We start from the raw sequence: 18,026 nt of genomic DNA on the forward strand, positions 1-18,026 counted from the left end.
ACAGCGAGCTCAATGATGGCCGAAACACCGCGACCTGCGGAGCATACCTCCAGCCTGAAGATCTATTTCCGGCTGCTGAGCTACGTGAAACCTTACGTCGGCATTTTCCTGCTGAGTATCGTGGGTTTCGTCATATTCGCCTCGACCCAGCCAATGTTGGCCGGGATCCTCAAGTATTTCGTCGACGGCCTGAGCAACCCGGAAGCGGTGTTGTTCCCCAATGTACCTTACCTGCGCGACCTGCAATTGCTGCAGGCAGTCCCCTTGCTGATCATTTTGATCGCCGCGTGGCAGGGGCTGGGGTCCTTCCTCGGCAACTACTTCCTGGCCAAGGTTTCCCTGTGCCTGGTGCACGATCTGCGCGTCGAGCTGTTCAACAAGTTGCTGGTGTTGCCTAACCGTTACTTCGACAACCACAACTCGGGGCACCTGATTTCGCGCATCACCTTCAACGTGACCATGGTCACCGGCGCGGCAACCGATGCGATCAAGGTGGTCATCCGTGAAGGCCTTACCGTGGTGTTCCTGTTCGCCTACCTGCTGTGGATGAACTGGCACCTGACCCTGGTGATGGTCGCCATCCTGCCAGTGATCGCGGTCATGGTGAGCGTGGCCAGCAAGAAATTCCGCAAGCAGAGCAAGAAGATCCAGGTGGCCATGGGCGATGTGACCCATGTTGCCTCCGAGACCATCCAGGGCTACCGCGTGGTGCGCAGCTTCGGCGGCGAGGCCTACGAAGAGCGCCGCTTCGGTCGTGCCAGCCAGAGCAACACCGACAAGCAGCTGCGCATGACCAAGACTGGCGCGTTGTATACGCCCATGTTGCAGCTGGTGATCTACACCGCCATGGCTGCCCTGATGTTCCTGGTCCTGTTCCTGCGTGGCGAGTCCACCGCCGGTGACCTGGTGGCTTACATCACCGCGGCAGGCCTGCTGCCCAAGCCGATCCGCCAGCTTTCCGAAGTCAGCTCGACCATCCAGAAAGGCCTCGCAGGTGCGGAAAGCATCTTCGAGCAGCTCGACGAAGAGCCGGAAGTCGACACGGGCACGGTCGAGAAGGCGCGTGTGGACGGCCGTCTTGAAGTTCGGAACCTGAGCTTCACCTATCCAGGGACCGACCGCGAAGTGCTCAGCGACATCAGCTTTGTCGCAGAACCTGGGCAGATGATCGCTCTGGTAGGGCGTTCGGGTAGCGGCAAGTCGACCCTGGCGGCACTGATTCCGCGCTTCTATCACCATGACAAGGGGCAGATCCTGCTCGATGGCGTGGAGATCGAGAACTACCGCTTGCGCAATCTGCGTCGCCATGTGTCTCAGGTGAACCAGCACGTGACCCTGTTCAACGACACCGTGGCCAACAACATTGCCTACGGCGACCTGGCCGGGGCTCCGCGCGCGGATATCGAAGCCGCAGCCGCCGATGCCTATGCCAAGGAGTTCATCGACCAGCTGCCCAAGGGCTTCGACACCGAGGTCGGCGAGAACGGCGTGCTGTTGTCCGGCGGCCAGCGCCAGCGCCTGGCCATTGCTCGTGCGCTGCTCAAGAACGCGCCATTGCTCATTCTCGATGAGGCGACTTCGGCGCTGGATACCGAGTCCGAACGGCATATCCAGGCGGCACTGGACCATGTGATGCAAGGTCGTACCACGCTGGTGATCGCCCACCGATTGTCTACCATCGAAAAGGCAGACCAGATTCTGGTGATGGACCAGGGGCGTTTGGTGGAGCGCGGCACCCATGCCGAGCTGCTCGCAGCCAATGGCTATTATGCCCGCTTGCACGCCATGGGCCTGGACGAGCCCGAAAAGGCCGACATCACCTGAAACACCCTGTGTCGGGGCCCTTGTGGCCCCGATTGTCACCGGAATTTTCCAGGGCCTGATCTGGCCGTAAAGCCGTCGTCCACCCTGTGCTAATATCCTGCCCCTGTTCATTTTTTCATTTTGGGTTGCCCATGAAGTTGTCCATGCCGCGTTTCGATCAAGCCCCGGTACTGGTGGTCGGCGATGTCATGCTTGACCGCTACTGGCATGGCGGTACTTCGCGTATCTCGCCGGAAGCGCCAGTGCCGGTGGTCAAGGTCGATCAGATCGAGGATCGTCCCGGCGGTGCGGCCAACGTTGCCTTGAACATCGCGGCGCTCGGCGCGCCTGCGTTGCTGGTCGGTGTCACCGGCCAGGACGAGGCCGCCGACAGCCTGGCCAACAGCCTGCATGCCGCTGGCGTGCGTTCGGTGTTCCAGCGCATTGCGCACCAGCCGACCATCGTCAAGCTTCGGGTCATGAGCCGTCACCAGCAGCTGCTGCGTATCGACTTCGAAGAACCCTTCGCCACCGACCCGCTGTCGCTGGGCGCTGAGGTCGACAACCTGCTCGAAGGCGTCAAGGTGTTGGTGCTATCCGACTACGGCAAAGGCGCTTTGCGCAATCACCAAAGCCTGATCCAGGCGGCGCGGGCCAAAGGCATTCCGGTGCTGGCCGACCCCAAGGGCAAGGACTTTTCCATCTACCGTGGCGCGAGCCTGATTACCCCGAACCTCAGCGAGTTCGAAACCATCGTCGGCCGCTGCGCCGATGAGACCGAACTGGTCGCCAAAGGGCTGCAACTGTTGCAGGACCTGGACCTGGGAGCACTGCTGGTGACCCGTGGCGAGCACGGCATGACCTTGCTGCGTGCGGGTCAGCCAGCCCTTCACCTGCCCGCGCGTGCCCGTGAAGTGTTCGATGTCACCGGTGCCGGCGACACCGTGATTTCCACCCTGGCGGCCGCCATCGCTGCTGGCGAGGACCTGCCCCACGCGGTGGCGCTGGCCAACCTGGCGGCCGGTATCGTGGTCGGCAAGCTGGGTACTGCGGCCATCAGCGCGCCTGAATTGCGCCGGGCGATTCAGCGCGAGGAGGGCTCCGAGCGCGGTGTGCTGGGCCTGGAGCAGTTGTTGCTGGCTATCGACGATGCCCGCGCGCACAAAGAGAAGATCGTCTTCACCAACGGTTGCTTCGACATCCTGCATGCCGGCCATGTCACCTACCTGGAGCAGGCAAGGGCCCAGGGCGATCGCCTGATCGTCGCGGTCAATGACGATGCTTCGGTCAGCCGTCTGAAAGGCCCTGGGCGGCCGATCAATAGCGTCGACCGGCGCATGGCCGTGCTGGCAGGCCTGGGTGCGGTGGACTGGGTGATCAGCTTCCCTGAGAGTACGCCGGAGAACCTGCTGAGCCAGGTCAAGCCGGATGTGCTGGTCAAAGGCGGTGACTACGGCATCGACCAGGTAGTGGGCGCTGATATCGTCAAGGCTTACGGCGGTACCGTGAAGGTGCTGGGGCTGGTCGAGAACAGCTCGACCACGGCGATCGTCGAGAAAATCCGCAAGCACTGAAATAGGTTAGAGGGGCCGCTTCGCGGCCCCACGCGTTACTTGTGCAACGAGGTTCGCGCCCGCGCCAGCAACGCCCGTGCCTTTTCACCGAACCGGCGCAAGTGCGAGCCGGTATTGCTATCGGCCAACCCCTGCTGTTTCAGCCAATCCTTCCAGCGTATCCGCTCTTCCTTGACGACCCATCCTGTCTGGTTGGCGAAACTCTCCGCCAGGTAAAGCCCTCGTGTGCTGGCCGGCACCAGTTCGTCTTTCTTCAGGGTGTACAGCTCGGCCAGCGGTTGGCCGTCTTTCAGGGGCATCAGGTACAGGTCAGGCCGTTTGCGGTTGAGCCGCGCCACCAGCTGGTCACCCTCCAGCCGCTCATCGACGTGAAACAGGCTGAGTTTCTTGGCGTCCCGGGGTACCTGCAGGCGCATGTCGTAGATCAACTGCAACGAGGCGGTGGGCAAATGCACATAGGCCCTGGGCCGCTCCAGTAGCATCAGGTTGCCGCAATGCACAGGGCGAGCGGCGCCGGATTCCGGTGTGAGGATGAAGGGCAAGGTTTCACGATAATGCAAGGCAGCGGCATAGGGCGCGGGTAGCCAGGTGTCGTTGAAGCGTCCCCCCAGCCAGCCTTCCGGGGTTTCCAGCAAGCATTCCTCGGCCACCTCCTGCACTGCCGTGTGCAGGGGCAGGTTGAGCTCTTGTGCGGGGACATATCCGGATATCAGTTTCAGCACCACATCGCCCCGGTCCTGGCGGCGCTGGCGCACCAGCACCCAGTAGTCGCGGTGCTGCCAGTGCAGGGTCAGGCGTACCGAGACGCCCAGGTTGGCTAGCTCGACCACGAAACGCTGGTTGTCCGGCAGCTCGATGGCCTTGCGCCGCTGCTGGGTCTGAGCGAAGTTCAGCGGCATGCCGATGCTCTGGTAGATCAGGCCTTCGGGCGTCGCTTCGACATGCAGGGGCAGTGTCTTGAAGTTGCTTGGGTTCTTGCGAATCAGCGTACGCGGCACGAGGCTCCTCCTTGCGTCGGATCAGTCTCCAGACCTTGGGCCCAGACGGCTCAGTGCTGGCTCAGGATGCGGGCGACAGTGGCCACGTTGTGGGCCAGATGCAACGGATTGATGGTGCCGACGATAGCACTGCTCACACCAGGGTGGGAGAACAGCAGCTCGAAGCTGGCTTGCACCGGGTCGACACCAGGGGCCAGGCAGATGTGCCCGCTGGCCAGGGCCTTCTTCACCAGAATGGCTTTGCCATGTTCGGCAGCGTAGTCCAGGACCGGGCGCTCTGCCTGCTCGTTGAGGTTGTAGGTGACCATGGCGCAATCGCCGGTCTCCAGCGCCTTCAGGCCGCCGGCGACCGTCTTGCCGGAAAAGCCGAAGCCCAGGATCTTGCCCTCTTGCTTGAGCTCGGCAAGGGTCTGATAGACCTCCTGCTGCTCGAGAATGGCCAGGTCATTGCCGTCCGAGTGCACCAGCACCAGTTCGATGCGGTCGGTTTCCAGGCGGCGCAGGCTGCGCTCAACCGAGCGGCGGGTATGGGCGGCGCTGAAATCGAAGTGCGACTGGCCGTTCTCGAATTCCTCGCCGACCTTGCTGACGATCACCCATTGCTCGCGCTGGCCGCGCAGCAGTGGGCCCAGACGTTCTTCGCTGCGGCCATAGGCCGGTGCGGTGTCGATCAGGTTGATACCCAGCTCGCGGGCCTGGGCCAGCAGCAGGCGTGCTTCGTCATCGTCTGGAATGGTGAAGCCGTTCGGGTATTTGACGCCCTGGTCGCGGCCGAGCTTGACCGTTCCCAGGCCCAAGGGCGACACCTTGAAGCCGGTGCTGCCCAGCGGGCGGTGAATGTCGTGCAGGGTAGGCAGGGTCATGGCAGCAGTTGCTCCCAGGCCGGTACGCCCAGCGCCGGGCGCGGAAGGTTATCGAGGGCGGGTTGAGCGCTTGGGCGAATGCCATCGCGATCGAGACTTGCCAGTACCCGATCACTGAAGTCGGGGGCCAATGCCAGTTTGGTCGGCCAGCCCACCAGCAGACGCTGCTGGTCGGCCAGGAAGGCATTGTCCGGGCGTACCAGGCCAGATTGCGCGGGTTCGGCGCGATCCACACGCAAGGTCGCCCATTTCAGTAGCGTCTGGTCTACCCATGGCAGCAGGTGTGCGATTTCCTTTTGCGCCGCGGCGATCTGCGCGGCTGGGTCGCGGGCTACGCCATCGGCTTCGGCCAGGTCGCCACCCATGTACCACACCCACTGGCCATCGGCTGCCGGGTGAGTGGTGATCGTCACCCGTGGCTTCGGGCCGCCGCCCAGGCAGTGGGCGTAGAGGGGTTTGAGGTTCGGCCCCTTGGCCATGACCATGTGCAGCGGCCGCAACTGCATCGCTGGCTGGTTGAGGCCGAGGGCCTGCAACAGCGCCTCGGTACCGCCACCTGCACTGAGGACGATGCGCTGGGCGCGGATTTCACGGCCATCGACGCGCAAGCCGACCAGCGCTTGGCCTTCACGCAAGGGTTCGATCTGCTCGCCCGCCAGCAGGCTGTCACCGGCCAGCTCGGCCAGGTTGGCAAGCAGGCTGGGGACGTCGATCACCAGTTCGGCCAGGCGATAGACCTTGCCCTTGAACGCGCGGTCTTGAAGGGCAGGCGGCAGTTGCTCGCCCTTGACCTGGTCTACCCGGCCACGCACTGCCTTGCTGGCGAAAAAGCTGGTGAGGTTGCCGGCCAGGGTGCCGGGGGACCACAGGTAGTGCGCATCGGACAGCAGGCGGGTCTTGTCCAGCGCCAGCTCGCCGGTGCCGGCCAAGGCTTCGCGCCAACGTCGCGGCATGTCGGCGATGGCTTCCGAGGCGCCGGTCAGGGCGCCGTGCAGGGCGTACTTGGTGCCGCCATGGATGATGCCTTGCGATTTGATGGTCTGCTCACCGCCCAGGCTGGCACGCTCCACCAGCACTGTCGAATAGCCCAGTCTGCGCAGACGAGCATTGAGCCAGAGGCCTGCGACCCCGGCGCCGACGATCAATACGTCAGTGGAAATGGCAGATGGCATGGCGGTACCTCGGAGACTGGGACAGCTGGCAAGTATACAGGCTTACCTTGTCATGACCCTATCGCTGCGCTATCCGCCTCCTTCCACGACCGCGCCGGCCGCCTAGCCGCCGGCTTGCCGGGGAGGCCGAACACCCAGGCGACTCAGTGTCCGGCAGTCTTCGAAAACAGCTGGATCACTACCACGCCCCCGACGATCATCGCCATCCCCAGCATTGCCGGTACATCCAGCTTCTGCCCGTAGATCACCAGCGCTGCCACGCTGATCAGCACGATGCCCAGCCCAGACCAGATCGCGTAGGCAATGCCCACCGGTATGCTGCGCACCACCAGGGTCAGCATCCAGAAGGCGATGGCGTAGCCACACACCATCAGCAACAGCGGCAGCGGCGTGCTCAAGCCCTTGACCGCTTTCATGGAGGCGGTGGCGATGACTTCGGCGCAGATGGCGATGGCCAGGTAGGTGTAGGCATTCATGGTGGTTTCCTCCGGTTTCTGCCGGGCATTTTAGGCATGTGCTGGATGGGGTAAAGTCATTACCTATCAGTATTGGAGATAGGTTGATGGCAGAGCAGTGGAATCTCGAGCAACTGCGCGTGTTCGTGCGTGTCGCCGAACTGCGGTCCTTTTCCGCGGTGGCCCGGGAGCAGCGCCGGGCGCAGTCGGCGGTCAGCAGTGCCATCGCAATGCTCGAAACGGACTTGGGTGTGACCTTGTTCGAGCGCAGCAGCGGTCGTCAGCCCAAGTTGACGGAAAACGGCGTGGCCTTGCTGGAGGATGCCCGCGAGCTGTTGCGCCAGTGCGAGCGCCTGGACGGCCGTGCGCTGGCGTTGATGCGTGGGCAGGAGGCGCTGTTGCGGGTTGCTCAGGACGAGGCCATGCCCTATCAGCCGGTGATCGACAGCCTTGACGAGTTGGCCAGCCGTTTTCCCTTCCTGGAAGTGCAGTTGGCCAGCGGCGCCCAAGGGGATGTGGCACGCAAGCTGGTGGAACGGCGCGCCGACCTGGGGTTGTTCTTCCATCACGAAAGCATCCCCAGTTCGCTGGAGCGGCGCGCCCTGGGCAGCGTGGAAATGGTCACTGTCTGCGCGGTCGGGCATCCGCTCGCCAAGGAGCTACGGGTCACCCGCCAGCAATTGGCGCGGCATCGACAGTTGTTGATCACCCCCCAGCAGAGCGGCTACCCGGGTGGCGAAGCGATCAGTCCGCAGATCTGGCGTGCGGACAGCTTCTATGCCATGGCCGAACTGCTGATGCGCGGCCTCGGCTGGGCCTGGTTGCCACGGCATGTGGTGCAGTATCCGACCTATCAGACACAGATGGTCGAGTTGGACAGCGAATGGCGGCCACCTGCTTTGGTGGCGGAGCTTGCCTGGCGGCGCGACGAGCCCTTGGGACCGGCGGCGCAATGGCTGGCCGAGCGCTTCGCGGTGCACCTGCGCGCGATCGGCTAGCCATTTTCCAGATGGTTCCTAGTACACTTCGCCACCATGAACAGAACCCTTTATTCCTTGTTGTTTCACCTGGGCCTGCCGCTGGTCGCGCTACGCCTGTTCCTGCGTGCCCGCAAGGCGCCGGCCTACGGCCAGCGCATCGCTGAGCGCTTTGCCCTGAACCTTCCGGCCATGCGCCAAGGGGGGATCTGGGTGCATGCGGTGTCGGTAGGCGAGAGCATTGCCGCCGCACCCATGGTTCGCGCCCTGCTCAAGGCCTACCCGGACCTGCCGATCACCCTCACCTGCATGACCCCGACTGGATCGGAGCGCATCCGCGCGATGTTCGGCGACGAGCCGCGCATCCAGCATTGCTACCTGCCCTATGACCTGCCGTGGGCGGCGGGGCGCTTTCTGGACCATGTGCGTCCACGTCTGGGCATCATCATGGAAACCGAACTTTGGCCCAATCACATTCACCAGTGCGCCAAGCGCGGCATTCCCGTGGCCTTGGCCAATGCACGGCTATCCGAACGGTCGGCCCGTGGCTACGCACGGTTTGCTGGCCTGACCCGGCCGATGCTCACCGAGATGAACCTCATCGCGGTGCAAACCGAAACCGAAGCCCAGCGATTCCGTGACCTGGGCGCACGGCCTGAATGCGTGAAGGTGACCGGCTCGATCAAGTTCGACTTGAAGATCGACGAGCAACTGCAGCCTCGGGCGCAGGCATTGCGCGGGCAGTGGGGGGCCGACCAGCGCCCGGTGTGGATCGCCGCCAGTACCCACGAAGGCGAAGACGCCCTGATCTTGCAGGCGCACCGCCAGTTGCTGCAGGTACATGGCGACGCGCTGCTGATTCTGGTGCCTCGCCACCCTGAGCGCTTCAATGCCGTGCATGCCCTGTGCCGTGAGCAGTTCACTACTGTGCGCCGCTCCTCGGGTGGTGCCGTCGACAGCCAGACCCAGGTGCTGCTGGGCGACACCATGGGTGAGTTGCTGTTCCTCTATGCGCTGGCCGATATCGCCTTCGTCGGCGGCAGTCTTGTCGCCACCGGCGGTCATAACCCGTTAGAGCCAGCGGCGCTGTCGTTGCCGGTGATCATGGGCCCGCATGTGTTCAACTTCCTCGAGATCAGCGCGATGTTGCGAGACGCAGGGGCGTTGCAGCAGGTGGATGATGTCGAAGGGCTGGCGGCGGCAGTACGTCGGCTGGTCGAGCTGCCTCAGGATGCCCAGCGCATGGGGGCGGCGGGCAAGCAGGTGATGTTGGCGAACCAGGGGGCGTTGCAGCGGTTGCTGGATGGGCTTGGGGCGTTGATTGGCTGAAATCCGAGCAGGCATCATCGCCGGCACGCCGGCGATGATGCAGCACCGACCTACGGCCTGCGCTCGAAATTCTTCGCCGCCGCCGCTGCCAAATCCGGTGGCAGGAAGTCCTTGTCCGGGTTGTAGTCTGGCTTCAGATACCGCTTGAGGTCCTGCAGGTCCTGCGGGCTCAAGGTTCCGGCAGCCTGTTTCAGGCTCAGGTTGTCGAGAATGTAGTCATACCGGCTGTTGTTGTAGTCGCGCACCGAGGTATACAGCTGGCGCTGGGCGTCGAGCACGTCGACGATGTTGCGGGTACCGACCTGGTAGCCGATCTCGGTGGCTTCGAGCGCGCTCTGGTTGGAAATGATCGACTGCTTGCGCGCCTGGACCTGTTCCACGTCGGTGTTGACCGCGCGGTGCAGGTTACGGGTGTTTTCCACCACTTGGCGGCGCAGGCTTTCGCGCTGCTGCTCGCTCTGGCTCAGGCGCTGGTAGGCCTCGCGTACCTGTGAGCTGGTCAGACCGCCGCTGTAGATCGGGATGTTCAGTTGCAGGCCGATGCTGGTTTGCTCAACGTCGCCGGCATAGCGCACGTTTGGCTGCGGGTTGCTGAATCCGAGGCTGTCGTTATCGCCCTTCTGGTAGCGAGCTACCGCATCGACCGTGGGCGCATGGCCGGCCTTGCGCTGGCGCAAGGTCTCTTCAGCGGCGGTGACGGCATAGTTGGTGGCCAGAAGGTTGAGGTTCTGGCGAGCAGCGGTTTCGACCCAGGCCTTGGCATCATTGGGCGTGGGCACCTGCACCGGCAGGGTGTGGACCACGCCCTGGATCGAGGCGTATTCGCGATTGGTCAGGGTCACCAGGGCCTCGAAGGCATCCTGGACCTGGCGTTCGGCAATGATCCGGTTGGCCCGGGCAGTGTCGTAGCTGGCTTGCGATTGCAGGACGTCGGTCTTGTCGGAGAGGCCCACGTCGAAACGTTCGTTGGACTGATCCAGCTGGCGCTTGAACGCCGCCTCCTCGGCCTTGGTGGCAGCCAGGTTGTCTTGGGCGCGGAGTACGGCGAAATAGTTCTGCGCGGTTTGCAGGATCAGGTTCTGCTCGGTGGCCGACAGCTCAAGCGCCGCCTGTTCATTGACAGACTCGGCTGCCTTCAACTGGAACCAGCGGTCGGCGCGGAAAATCGGTTGCGAGAGGGTCGCGCTCCACGAATTGCCGCTGCGGTTGGAGGTGATCGATGGCTCATCGAACTTGGTGCGGGTGTTCATCATTTCGGCACCTGCCGACAGGTTCGGCAGCAACCCGGCCCTGGCCTGGGGCACCACCTCGCGACGGGCGCCGTAGTCGGCGCGGGCCGCAGCCAGGTCGGCGTTGTTATCGACCGCTTCCTGGTAGACGCTGACCAGATCGGTCTTTACCGTTGCGGGCACATCCGCTGCCCAGACCACTCCGTTGGACGCACAAGACACGGCTATCGCCAGTGAGAGTTTGCGCAGCATAGAGGCAATCCTTGTACGAAATTTAATTACTGAACTGTTGAGTATCGAAAGACCGGCCAGTGTAGTGCCATGTGCAGCTGGCAACAATCGTCGACGGTGCCTTTCATCATCCGTGCGTTTTAGTCGCTTGGCTTTGCCGACCACTCCAGTCTAGACTGCGCATGTTCTTGTCGGGGTGCCTTGAAGCAAAGGCTGAGATCGGAAAGTTCCGGATCCCGTTGAACCTGATCAGGTTAGCGCCTGCGTAGGGAACAAGATTGCTCGCCTTCCCGGGGAGCCTCTTGTGCCAGGTCCGGGAATGTCACAGCTCGCGTAGCTCAAGGCACCTCCATGTACCGGCACTGCACACCCGTCCAGGGGGTGCGTCCGCGTCTTTCAGGTTCACCCCGACATTCCGTCCGCAAGGAAGACGTCTGGAGAGCCTGTGATGAGTAAACAAGAAAAAACGATCAACCTCAGCGAGTCGGCACAAGTCGACCAGCAGTCCGTGCAACCCTTCCCGCGTTCGCGCAAGGTGTACGTCGAAGGTTCGCGCCCGGACATCCGCGTGCCCATGCGCGAGATCAGCCTGCACGACACCCCCACCGATTTTGGCGGCGAGACCAACGCACCGGTGCTGGTCTATGACACCTCCGGCCCCTACACCGACCCCAATGTCGTCATTGACGTGCGCAAAGGCTTGGCCGATGTTCGTTCGTCCTGGATCGATGCCCGTGGCGACACCCTGCGCCTGGACGGGCTGAGCTCTGATTTCGGCCAGCAGCGCCTGAACGATGCCGAGCTGGCCAAGCTGCGCTTCGCCCATGTGCGCAATCCGCGTCGCGCCAAGCCTGGTGCCAACGTCACGCAGATGCACTACGCCCGCCAGGGCATCATCACCGCCGAGATGGAATACGTTGCCATCCGCGAAAACATGAAGCTGCAGGAAGCCCGCGCCGCCGGCCTGCTGAACCAGCAGCACGCTGGCCACAGCTTCGGTGCCAGCATCCCGAAGGAAATCACACCCGAGTTCGTTCGCGAGGAAATCGCTCGCGGCCGCGCGATCATCCCGGCCAACATCAACCACCCTGAACTGGAGCCGATGATCATCGGCCGCAACTTCCTGGTGAAGATCAATGGCAACATCGGCAACAGTGCCCTGGGTTCCTCCATCGAGGAAGAAGTGGCCAAACTGACCTGGGGTATCCGCTGGGGCTCGGATACCGTCATGGACCTGTCCACCGGCAAGCACATCCATGAAACCCGCGAGTGGATCATCCGCAACTCGCCGGTGCCGATCGGCACGGTGCCGATCTACCAGGCCCTGGAAAAGGTCAATGGTATCGCTGAGGACCTGACCTGGGAGTTGTTCCGCGACACCCTGATCGAACAGGCCGAGCAGGGCGTTGACTACTTCACCATCCATGCTGGCGTACTGCTGCGCTACGTGCCGCTGACCGCCAAGCGGGTTACCGGCATCGTCAGCCGTGGCGGCTCGATCATGGCCAAGTGGTGCCTGGCGCATCACAAGGAAAACTTCCTGTACACGCACTTCGACGAGATCTGCGAAATCATGAAGGCCTACGACGTCAGCTTCTCGCTGGGCGATGGTCTGCGCCCAGGCTCGATCGCCGACGCCAATGACGCCGCCCAGTTCGGTGAACTGGAAACCCTCGGCGAGCTGACCAAGATCGCCTGGAAACACGACGTGCAGTGCATGATCGAAGGTCCTGGCCATGTGCCGATGCAGTTGATCAAAGAGAACATGGACAAGCAGCTGGAGTGCTGTGACGAGGCGCCGTTCTACACCCTCGGTCCGCTGACGACCGACATCGCCCCAGGCTACGACCACATCACCTCTGGCATTGGTGCGGCGATGATCGGTTGGTTCGGTTGCGCCATGCTTTGCTATGTAACCCCCAAGGAGCACCTGGGCCTGCCGAACAAGGATGACGTCAAGACCGGCATCATCACCTACAAGATCGCCGCCCATGCGGCCGACCTTGCCAAAGGCCACCCTGGCGCGCAAATTCGTGACAACGCTTTGTCCAAGGCACGCTTCGAATTCCGTTGGGAAGACCAGTTCAACCTCGGTCTGGACCCGGACACTGCCCGCGCGTTCCACGACGAGACCCTGCCGAAGGAGTCGGCCAAGGTCGCCCACTTCTGCTCAATGTGCGGGCCGAAGTTCTGTTCGATGAAGATCACCCAGGAAGTACGTGAATATGCCGCCAACCAGCGTATCGACTCGGTCGATGTGTCGGTTGAGGAGGGCATGCGCGAGCAGGCCGAGCGGTTCCGCCAGGAAGGTAGCCAGCTCTACAAGAAGGTGTAAGTAGACCTTGGGGCCGCTTTGCAGCCCTTTCGCGACACAAGGCCGCTCCCCCTGAGATCGCGTGATCTTTGTGGGAGCGGCCTTGTGCCGCGCCAACCCCAACAACAAATCCGGCGAGCTACAAGCATGACCACCCCCAGCCACTTCTCCGCGGACCACCCGGTCCCCTCCAGCCACCGCCTGTTCGGTGCCCGCGACCTGTTCGCACTCTGGTTCTCCCTCGGCATCGGCCTGATGGTCCTGCAGGTCGGTGCCATGCTTGCCCCCGGCCTGGGGCTGGCGGGAGCCGTTCTGGCCATCGCCCTCGGCACAGGCGTGGGCGTGCTGTTGCTCGGGGCCGCTGGCGTCATCGGCAGCGACACCGGCCTGCCCGCCATGGGCACCCTGCGCTTGAGCCTGGGCCGCCATGGCGCCCGACTGCCGGCAGTGCTCAACCTGCTGCAACTGGTTGGTTGGGGCGCGTTCGAGATCATCGTCATGCGCGATGCCGCCAGCCTGCTCGGCGCACGCGCCTTCGGCGAGGACAGCCTGTGGAACAGCCCGATGCTGTGGACGGTGTGTTTCGGTGCCATGGCCACCTTGCTTGCGGTCAGCGGGCCGCTGGCTTTCGTACGCAAGATTCTGCGCAAATGGGGTATCTGGGTGTTGATGGCCGCCTGCCTGTGGCTGACCTGGAACCTGTTCGCCAAGGCCGACCTGGCCGAGCTGTGGGCACGTGCCGGTGACGGTTCGATGTCGCTGGCCGTAGGCTTTGACATCGTCATCGCCATGCCGCTGTCCTGGTTGCCGCTGATTGCCGACTACTCGCGTTTCGCCAGCAGTGCCAAGCGCGTCTTCGGCGGTACCGTGCTGGGTTACTTCATCGGCAACACCTGGCTGATGAGCCTGGGCGTGGCCTACACCCTGGCCTTTGCGTCGAGTGGCGAGGCCAATGCCCTGCTGTTGGCCCTGGCTGGCGCGGGTATAGGTATCCCGCTGTTGCTGATCCTGCTGGACGAGTCGGAGAAGGCGTTCGCCGATATCCACTCCGCTGCAGTCTCGACCAGCGTGCTGGTGCGCTTCAAAGTCGAGCACTTGGCCCTGGCCATCGGCGTGGTGTGCACCCTCATCGCGCTGCTGGCGCCGCTGGCCCAGTACGAGAACTTCCTGCTGCTGATCGGTTCTGTGTTCGCGCCGCTGTTCGGCGTGGTGCTGATGGACCACTTCGTGATCCGCCGCCGCCGCGCGCCAGCGTTGGTCGAAGGGCTGCACTGGCAAGCGCTGGTGGCCTGGGTGGTGGGTGTTGCCGCTTATCACACGATTGCCGCGCAGGCCCCTGAGTTTGGCGCGACCCTGCCAGCACTGGTACTGGCAGGTGGGCTGCATGCGCTACTGAGCGTCAGCCGCGGCCGGGAAACAGTTCGGGCTTGAGCACGCCATTGAGGCGTGGGTACGGGATCTTCAGCTCGACGTGGCCCATGGAATAGGGCGCGATGGAATAGACTTCGTACTTCACCACTACCGCGCCGTACGTCAGGGCGATGTGCGGCGACTTCTTGAACGGCCAGGTCTTCACGAACTCGGCATCCTTGTCCATGCCAACGCTGATCAGCCAAGCGCGGTGGGACTCTTCGACGGTCTTCCAGAAGGTGTCTTCCTGGCCGGGCACCAGCATGTCCTGCAAGGTCAGCACTTTGTCCAGCTTGCGCGAGTAGTTGATGAAGCCGCGTCCTGGCATGCCATGTGCACCGCCGCTGTCCAGGTAGCTGGACAGTTCGATGATCACCAGTCCGTCATGCTGCTCGCGTACCTTGGCCTGCAGGTAGCTGCTATTGCGCTTGTCGGCGCTGGCCAGGTAGTGCTGTTCGTAGGCCTGCAGCGAGGCAGGCGCGGTGCCACGCTGGTTATCTTCGGTCAGTTGCAGCAGGCGTTGCTCGACGATGCCGTCGAGCTTGGGCAGCGCCGGGAAGTGGATGGTGTCGATGTTCACCAGCGGGCAGTCGCTTTCGGTGCAACCAGGTTTTACATGCTCCCAGGCGTCGCGCTTGACCTCCAGCGGAGCCCGGTAGTTGGGTGCGAACACGCTTTGGCAGGCACCAAGCGCCAGTGCCAGCACGGCCACGGAAGTCAGTTTGACCAGTGTCATGATGATCCTTGCAGAACAGGAAAAGTCGCCCTTTGACCGTCGGCGCGGCCTTCAGTTCGCCACTAAGCTAACAGAGAGAAGGCCTGCTGTCCCGAGTGGGCGAACGGTTGCCAGAAAGGGATGAAACAGGCTGGCGTGCAGAGTAGGATGGCGCGATGCGGTAAATGAGGTCATGAGGATTTCCATGTCAGACACGTTCAATTCGGTGCCCAAGGCGGTCGAGATCGTCAAGCGGGTCAATTGCTTCCAGGGTTTCTACAAGCTCGACAAGGTGCACCTGCGCCACGAGCTGTTCGCTGGAGGCATGGGCCGCGAGATCAGTCGCGAACTGTTCGTGCGGCATGACGCGGTCTGTGTGCTGCCCTACGACCCGTTGCGCGATGAGGTGGTGCTGATCGAGCAGTTTCGCGTGGGCGCCATGGACAAGGTCGCCAACCCGTGGCTGATCGAGATGGTGGCGGGGCTGATCGACAAGGACGAGCAGCCAGAAGAAGTCGCCCATCGCGAGGCTGAAGAGGAGGCAGGGCTTACCTTCAGCGCGCTGTGGCCAATGACCCGCTACTTCCCGTCTCCGGGCGGTAGCGATGAGTATGTTCATCTGTTCCTCGGTCGTTGCAGCAGCGAAGGCGCCGGTGGCCTGCATGGCCTGGAAGAAGAGGGCGAGGACATTCGTGTTCGCGTGTGGTCATTCGAAGATGCCCTGCAAGCGGTACGTGACGGGCGTATCTGCAATGCCGCGACCATAATCGGGTTGCAGTGGCTGGCGTTGAATCGAGACGAAGTACGAGGTATGTGGAAGTGAACCTGTTGCGTGAGCGTTATCGGGTAGATCTGGCCGGGCTGCAGGCAGCCTGTGAGGCCAACTATGCCCGGCTCATGCGCTTGCTGCCAGACATGCGCACCACCCAGAGTTCGCGCCGCATCGGCATGACCCAGGGCGACCAGATGCTTGGCGTACTGGTGCTCGACGTGGTGCTGGCATGCCCCTATACCACCACCTTGCGCGTACGCCAGGAGCACAGCCTGCCCTGGCTGCCGGTGCCGCACCTGGAGGTGCAGGTGTATCACGATGCGCGCATGGCCGAGGTGGTCAGTGCCGAGCACGCCCGACGCCTGCGCAGCATCTACCCGTACCCCAATGCCGCCATGCACCAGCCGGACGAAAAAGCCCAGCTCAATCTGTTCCTGGGCGAATGGCTGAGTCACTGCCTGGCCTGTGGTCACGAACTGGCAAGTGTGCGCTGAAATGTGACGCGGGTTGGTTTCGAGTATTTGCTCGAAAGCCTTCCGCCGCCATAATCCGTGCAATATCCGTTCGAGGAGACGGCCGTTGCCGCACCCAGACTCCCTACCGGCACCCATTCATGTGGTGCAACTGACCGACGCCCACCTGTTCGCCGACCCGGCTGGTTCGCTGCTGGGCTTGAGGACTCGGGACAGCCTGCGCCACGTGATTGCCCAGGTGCGCCGTGAGCAGCCGCGCATCGACTTGCTGCTGTGCACAGGTGACCTGTCCCAGGACGCCAGCGTGGCTTCCTACCAGGCTTTTCGAGCGCTCACCGCTGAGTTCGGTGCGCCGTCCCGCTGGTTGCCAGGCAATCATGACGAAGCCCGGGTGATGGCCGAGGTAGCGCCGGAGCAGACGCAGGCCGTGACCGATATCGGCGCCTGGCGCATCGTGATGCTCGATTCGGCAGTCGTCGGCGCAACCCACGGCTTGCTGGCAGATCAGCAACTGGCCACGCTGGACGCAGCGCTGGCAGGTGCCGGCGAGCGCCACTGCCTGGTGTGCTGCCACCATCAGCCGGTGGACATCGGTTGCGCCTGGATCGCCCCGATCGGCCTGCGTAACGCCGATGTACTGCTGCAGCGCCTGCTACGTTATCCACAGGTGAAGGCGTTGCTGTGGGGGCATGTTCATCAAGAGTGGGATGAAGTGCGCGATGGGCTGCGTTTGCTGGCCACACCCTCGACCTGCATCCAATTCGCAGCGCGCAGCGAAGAGTTCAAGGTGAGTGAGGAACAGCCAGGGTATCGCTGGTTGCGTCTGCATGCCGACGGACGGTTGGAGACCGGCGTGGAGCGGGCGCTGGATTTCGAAGTGAAGCTCGACTTCGACAGCCCCGGCTACTGAGGTGAACGCCCGTCGACGCGGCCTGGTGTCGCCAGCGGGCCACATCGCGGCCGATGCTTGATTGAAGATTGTGTTGCGAAATTCCCGATCCAGCGCCAAAACCCGGCGAACACGCTACACTGCGCGTCCCTGCGCCCACTCCGATCGGGCGCGAAGCCACAGATTCCGGGGGCAGCATGTCGGGTTCCATCCTCTATATCCATGGCTTCAACAGCTCGCCGCTTTCAACCAAGGCGCGGCAGCTGGAGGCCGTCATGCAGCAGTTGGGGCTGTCCGACCACGTGCGCATACCCGCTTTGCACCATCATCCGCGCCAGGCCATCGCCCAGCTCGAAGCGGCCATCGCCGAACTGGGCAAGCCCCTGCTGGTAGGCAGTTCGCTCGGCGGCTACTATGCCACCCATCTGGCCGAGCGCCATGGCCTCAAGGCCTTGCTGGTCAACCCAGCGGTTACCCCGCACAAGCTGTTCGACGGCTACCTGGGTACCCAGCGCAACTTCTACACCGATGAAACCTGGGAGCTGACCCTGGATCATGTGCAGGCCCTGGCCGAACTGGAAGTGCCGGCGCCCACGGACCCAAGCCGCTATCAAGTGTGGCTGCAGACCGCCGATGAAACCCTGGACTACCGCCATGCCGAGCGCTATTACCGCGCGTGCGCCCTGCGTATCCAGGCCGGAGGCGATCACGGCTTCCAAGGCTTTGCCCAGCGGTTGCCGGCTTTGCTGGCGTTTGCCGGTATTGCCCGAGGGCAGTACGCAGCGCTCGATTTTTCTGTATTTTGATCTTTTTGCATTCACC

At 63.0% G+C, this 18,026-nt stretch carries 16 protein-coding genes and 1 riboswitch; of the genes, 10 read left to right on the forward strand and 6 right to left on the reverse strand.

What is annotated here, in order from left to right:
• The first annotated feature begins 15 nt into the window (after positions 1-15).
• Together msbA and hldE are read left to right on the forward strand one after the other, a co-directional pair.
• Positions 16-1,824 carry a lipid A export permease/ATP-binding protein MsbA gene (msbA, locus tag P3R38_RS02415; RefSeq protein WP_023378422.1) on the forward strand — a complete coding sequence of 603 codons (1,809 nt, stop codon included), beginning with the start codon at positions 16-18 and terminating at the stop codon, positions 1,822-1,824.
• Between the two features lie 131 nt (positions 1,825-1,955).
• Entirely contained in the window at positions 1,956-3,377 is a 1,422-nt protein-coding gene (gene hldE / locus P3R38_RS02420) for a bifunctional D-glycero-beta-D-manno-heptose-7-phosphate kinase/D-glycero-beta-D-manno-heptose 1-phosphate adenylyltransferase HldE (protein ID WP_023378423.1), read from the forward strand.
• Positions 3,378-3,412: 35 nt separating this feature from the next.
• On the opposite strand, the gene P3R38_RS02425 is transcribed toward hldE, so the two are convergent.
• The 4 genes from P3R38_RS02425 to P3R38_RS02440 form a co-directional block, all read right to left on the reverse strand.
• On the reverse strand, positions 3,413-4,375 hold the full coding sequence (locus P3R38_RS02425) for a metal ABC transporter ATPase (protein WP_104882241.1): 963 nt from the start codon (positions 4,373-4,375) through the stop codon (positions 3,413-3,415).
• A gap of 50 nt (positions 4,376-4,425) precedes the next feature.
• Positions 4,426-5,238 carry an aldo/keto reductase gene (locus P3R38_RS02430; protein ID WP_023378425.1) on the reverse strand — a complete coding sequence of 271 codons (813 nt, stop codon included), beginning with the start codon at positions 5,236-5,238 and terminating at the stop codon, positions 4,426-4,428.
• A complete protein-coding gene (locus P3R38_RS02435) occupies positions 5,235-6,410 on the reverse strand; it encodes an FAD-dependent oxidoreductase (RefSeq protein WP_027907953.1) in 1,176 nt (391 codons plus the stop codon). The genes P3R38_RS02430 and P3R38_RS02435 overlap by 4 nt, the downstream gene beginning before the upstream one ends.
• Before the next feature lie 143 nt (positions 6,411-6,553).
• A complete protein-coding gene (locus P3R38_RS02440) occupies positions 6,554-6,886 on the reverse strand; it encodes an SMR family transporter (RefSeq protein ID WP_023378427.1) in 333 nt (110 codons plus the stop codon).
• Positions 6,887-6,972: 86 nt separating this feature from the next.
• Between P3R38_RS02440 and P3R38_RS02445 the strand changes: the two genes are divergently transcribed.
• Entirely contained in the window at positions 6,973-7,863 is an 891-nt protein-coding gene (locus P3R38_RS02445; RefSeq protein ID WP_023378428.1) for a LysR family transcriptional regulator, read from the forward strand.
• A gap of 36 nt (positions 7,864-7,899) precedes the next feature.
• On the forward strand, positions 7,900-9,171 hold the full coding sequence (gene waaA, locus P3R38_RS02450) for a lipid IV(A) 3-deoxy-D-manno-octulosonic acid transferase (RefSeq protein ID WP_023378429.1): 1,272 nt from the start codon (positions 7,900-7,902) through the stop codon (positions 9,169-9,171).
• Positions 9,172-9,221: 50 nt separating this feature from the next.
• Here waaA and P3R38_RS02455 read toward each other — a convergent pair whose 3' ends face one another.
• Positions 9,222-10,652 (reverse strand): TolC family outer membrane protein, encoded by a 1,431-nt coding sequence (locus P3R38_RS02455; RefSeq protein ID WP_027907956.1) that lies wholly within the window; start codon positions 10,650-10,652, stop codon positions 9,222-9,224.
• A gap of 161 nt (positions 10,653-10,813) precedes the next feature.
• Positions 10,814-10,920: riboswitch (TPP riboswitch) on the forward strand.
• Positions 10,921-11,079: 159 nt separating this feature from the next.
• Here P3R38_RS02455 and thiC point away from each other — a divergent pair.
• Positions 11,080-12,966, forward strand: a complete 1,887-nt coding sequence (gene thiC, locus P3R38_RS02460; RefSeq protein WP_023378431.1) for a phosphomethylpyrimidine synthase ThiC — start codon at positions 11,080-11,082, stop codon at positions 12,964-12,966.
• Positions 12,967-13,092: 126 nt separating this feature from the next.
• Complete coding sequence (gene cytX, locus P3R38_RS02465) at positions 13,093-14,376, forward strand: putative hydroxymethylpyrimidine transporter CytX (RefSeq protein ID WP_027907957.1); 1,284 nt, start codon at positions 13,093-13,095, stop codon at positions 14,374-14,376.
• On the opposite strand, the gene P3R38_RS02470 is transcribed toward cytX, so the two are convergent.
• Positions 14,345-15,091: an RsiV family protein gene (locus P3R38_RS02470; RefSeq protein ID WP_023378435.1), complete on the reverse strand. Its 747-nt coding sequence runs from the start codon at positions 15,089-15,091 to the stop codon at positions 14,345-14,347. The genes cytX and P3R38_RS02470 overlap by 32 nt on opposite strands.
• Positions 15,092-15,275: 184 nt before the next feature.
• Between P3R38_RS02470 and P3R38_RS02475 the strand changes: the two genes are divergently transcribed.
• From P3R38_RS02475 to P3R38_RS02490, 4 genes are all read left to right on the forward strand, one after another.
• Entirely contained in the window at positions 15,276-15,893 is a 618-nt protein-coding gene (locus P3R38_RS02475) for an NUDIX domain-containing protein (RefSeq protein WP_023378437.1), read from the forward strand.
• The gene (locus P3R38_RS02480) at positions 15,884-16,336 is read left to right on the forward strand and encodes a DUF1249 domain-containing protein (protein WP_027907958.1); all 453 of its coding nucleotides are present in this window, start codon (positions 15,884-15,886) and stop codon (positions 16,334-16,336) included. Before P3R38_RS02475 ends, P3R38_RS02480 begins: the two co-directional genes overlap by 10 nt.
• A gap of 85 nt (positions 16,337-16,421) precedes the next feature.
• A complete protein-coding gene (cpdA, locus tag P3R38_RS02485) occupies positions 16,422-17,225 on the forward strand; it encodes a 3',5'-cyclic-AMP phosphodiesterase (RefSeq protein ID WP_023378440.1) in 804 nt (267 codons plus the stop codon).
• A 176-nt stretch (positions 17,226-17,401) separates the two neighbouring features.
• On the forward strand, positions 17,402-18,010 hold the full coding sequence (locus P3R38_RS02490; protein ID WP_023378442.1) for a YqiA/YcfP family alpha/beta fold hydrolase: 609 nt from the start codon (positions 17,402-17,404) through the stop codon (positions 18,008-18,010).
• Positions 18,011-18,026: the final 16 nt, after the last annotated feature.

The sequence above is a fragment of the Pseudomonas sp. NyZ480 genome, from assembly GCF_029537255.1.
Classification (GTDB): Bacteria; Pseudomonadota; Gammaproteobacteria; order Pseudomonadales; family Pseudomonadaceae; genus Aquipseudomonas; species Aquipseudomonas taiwanensis.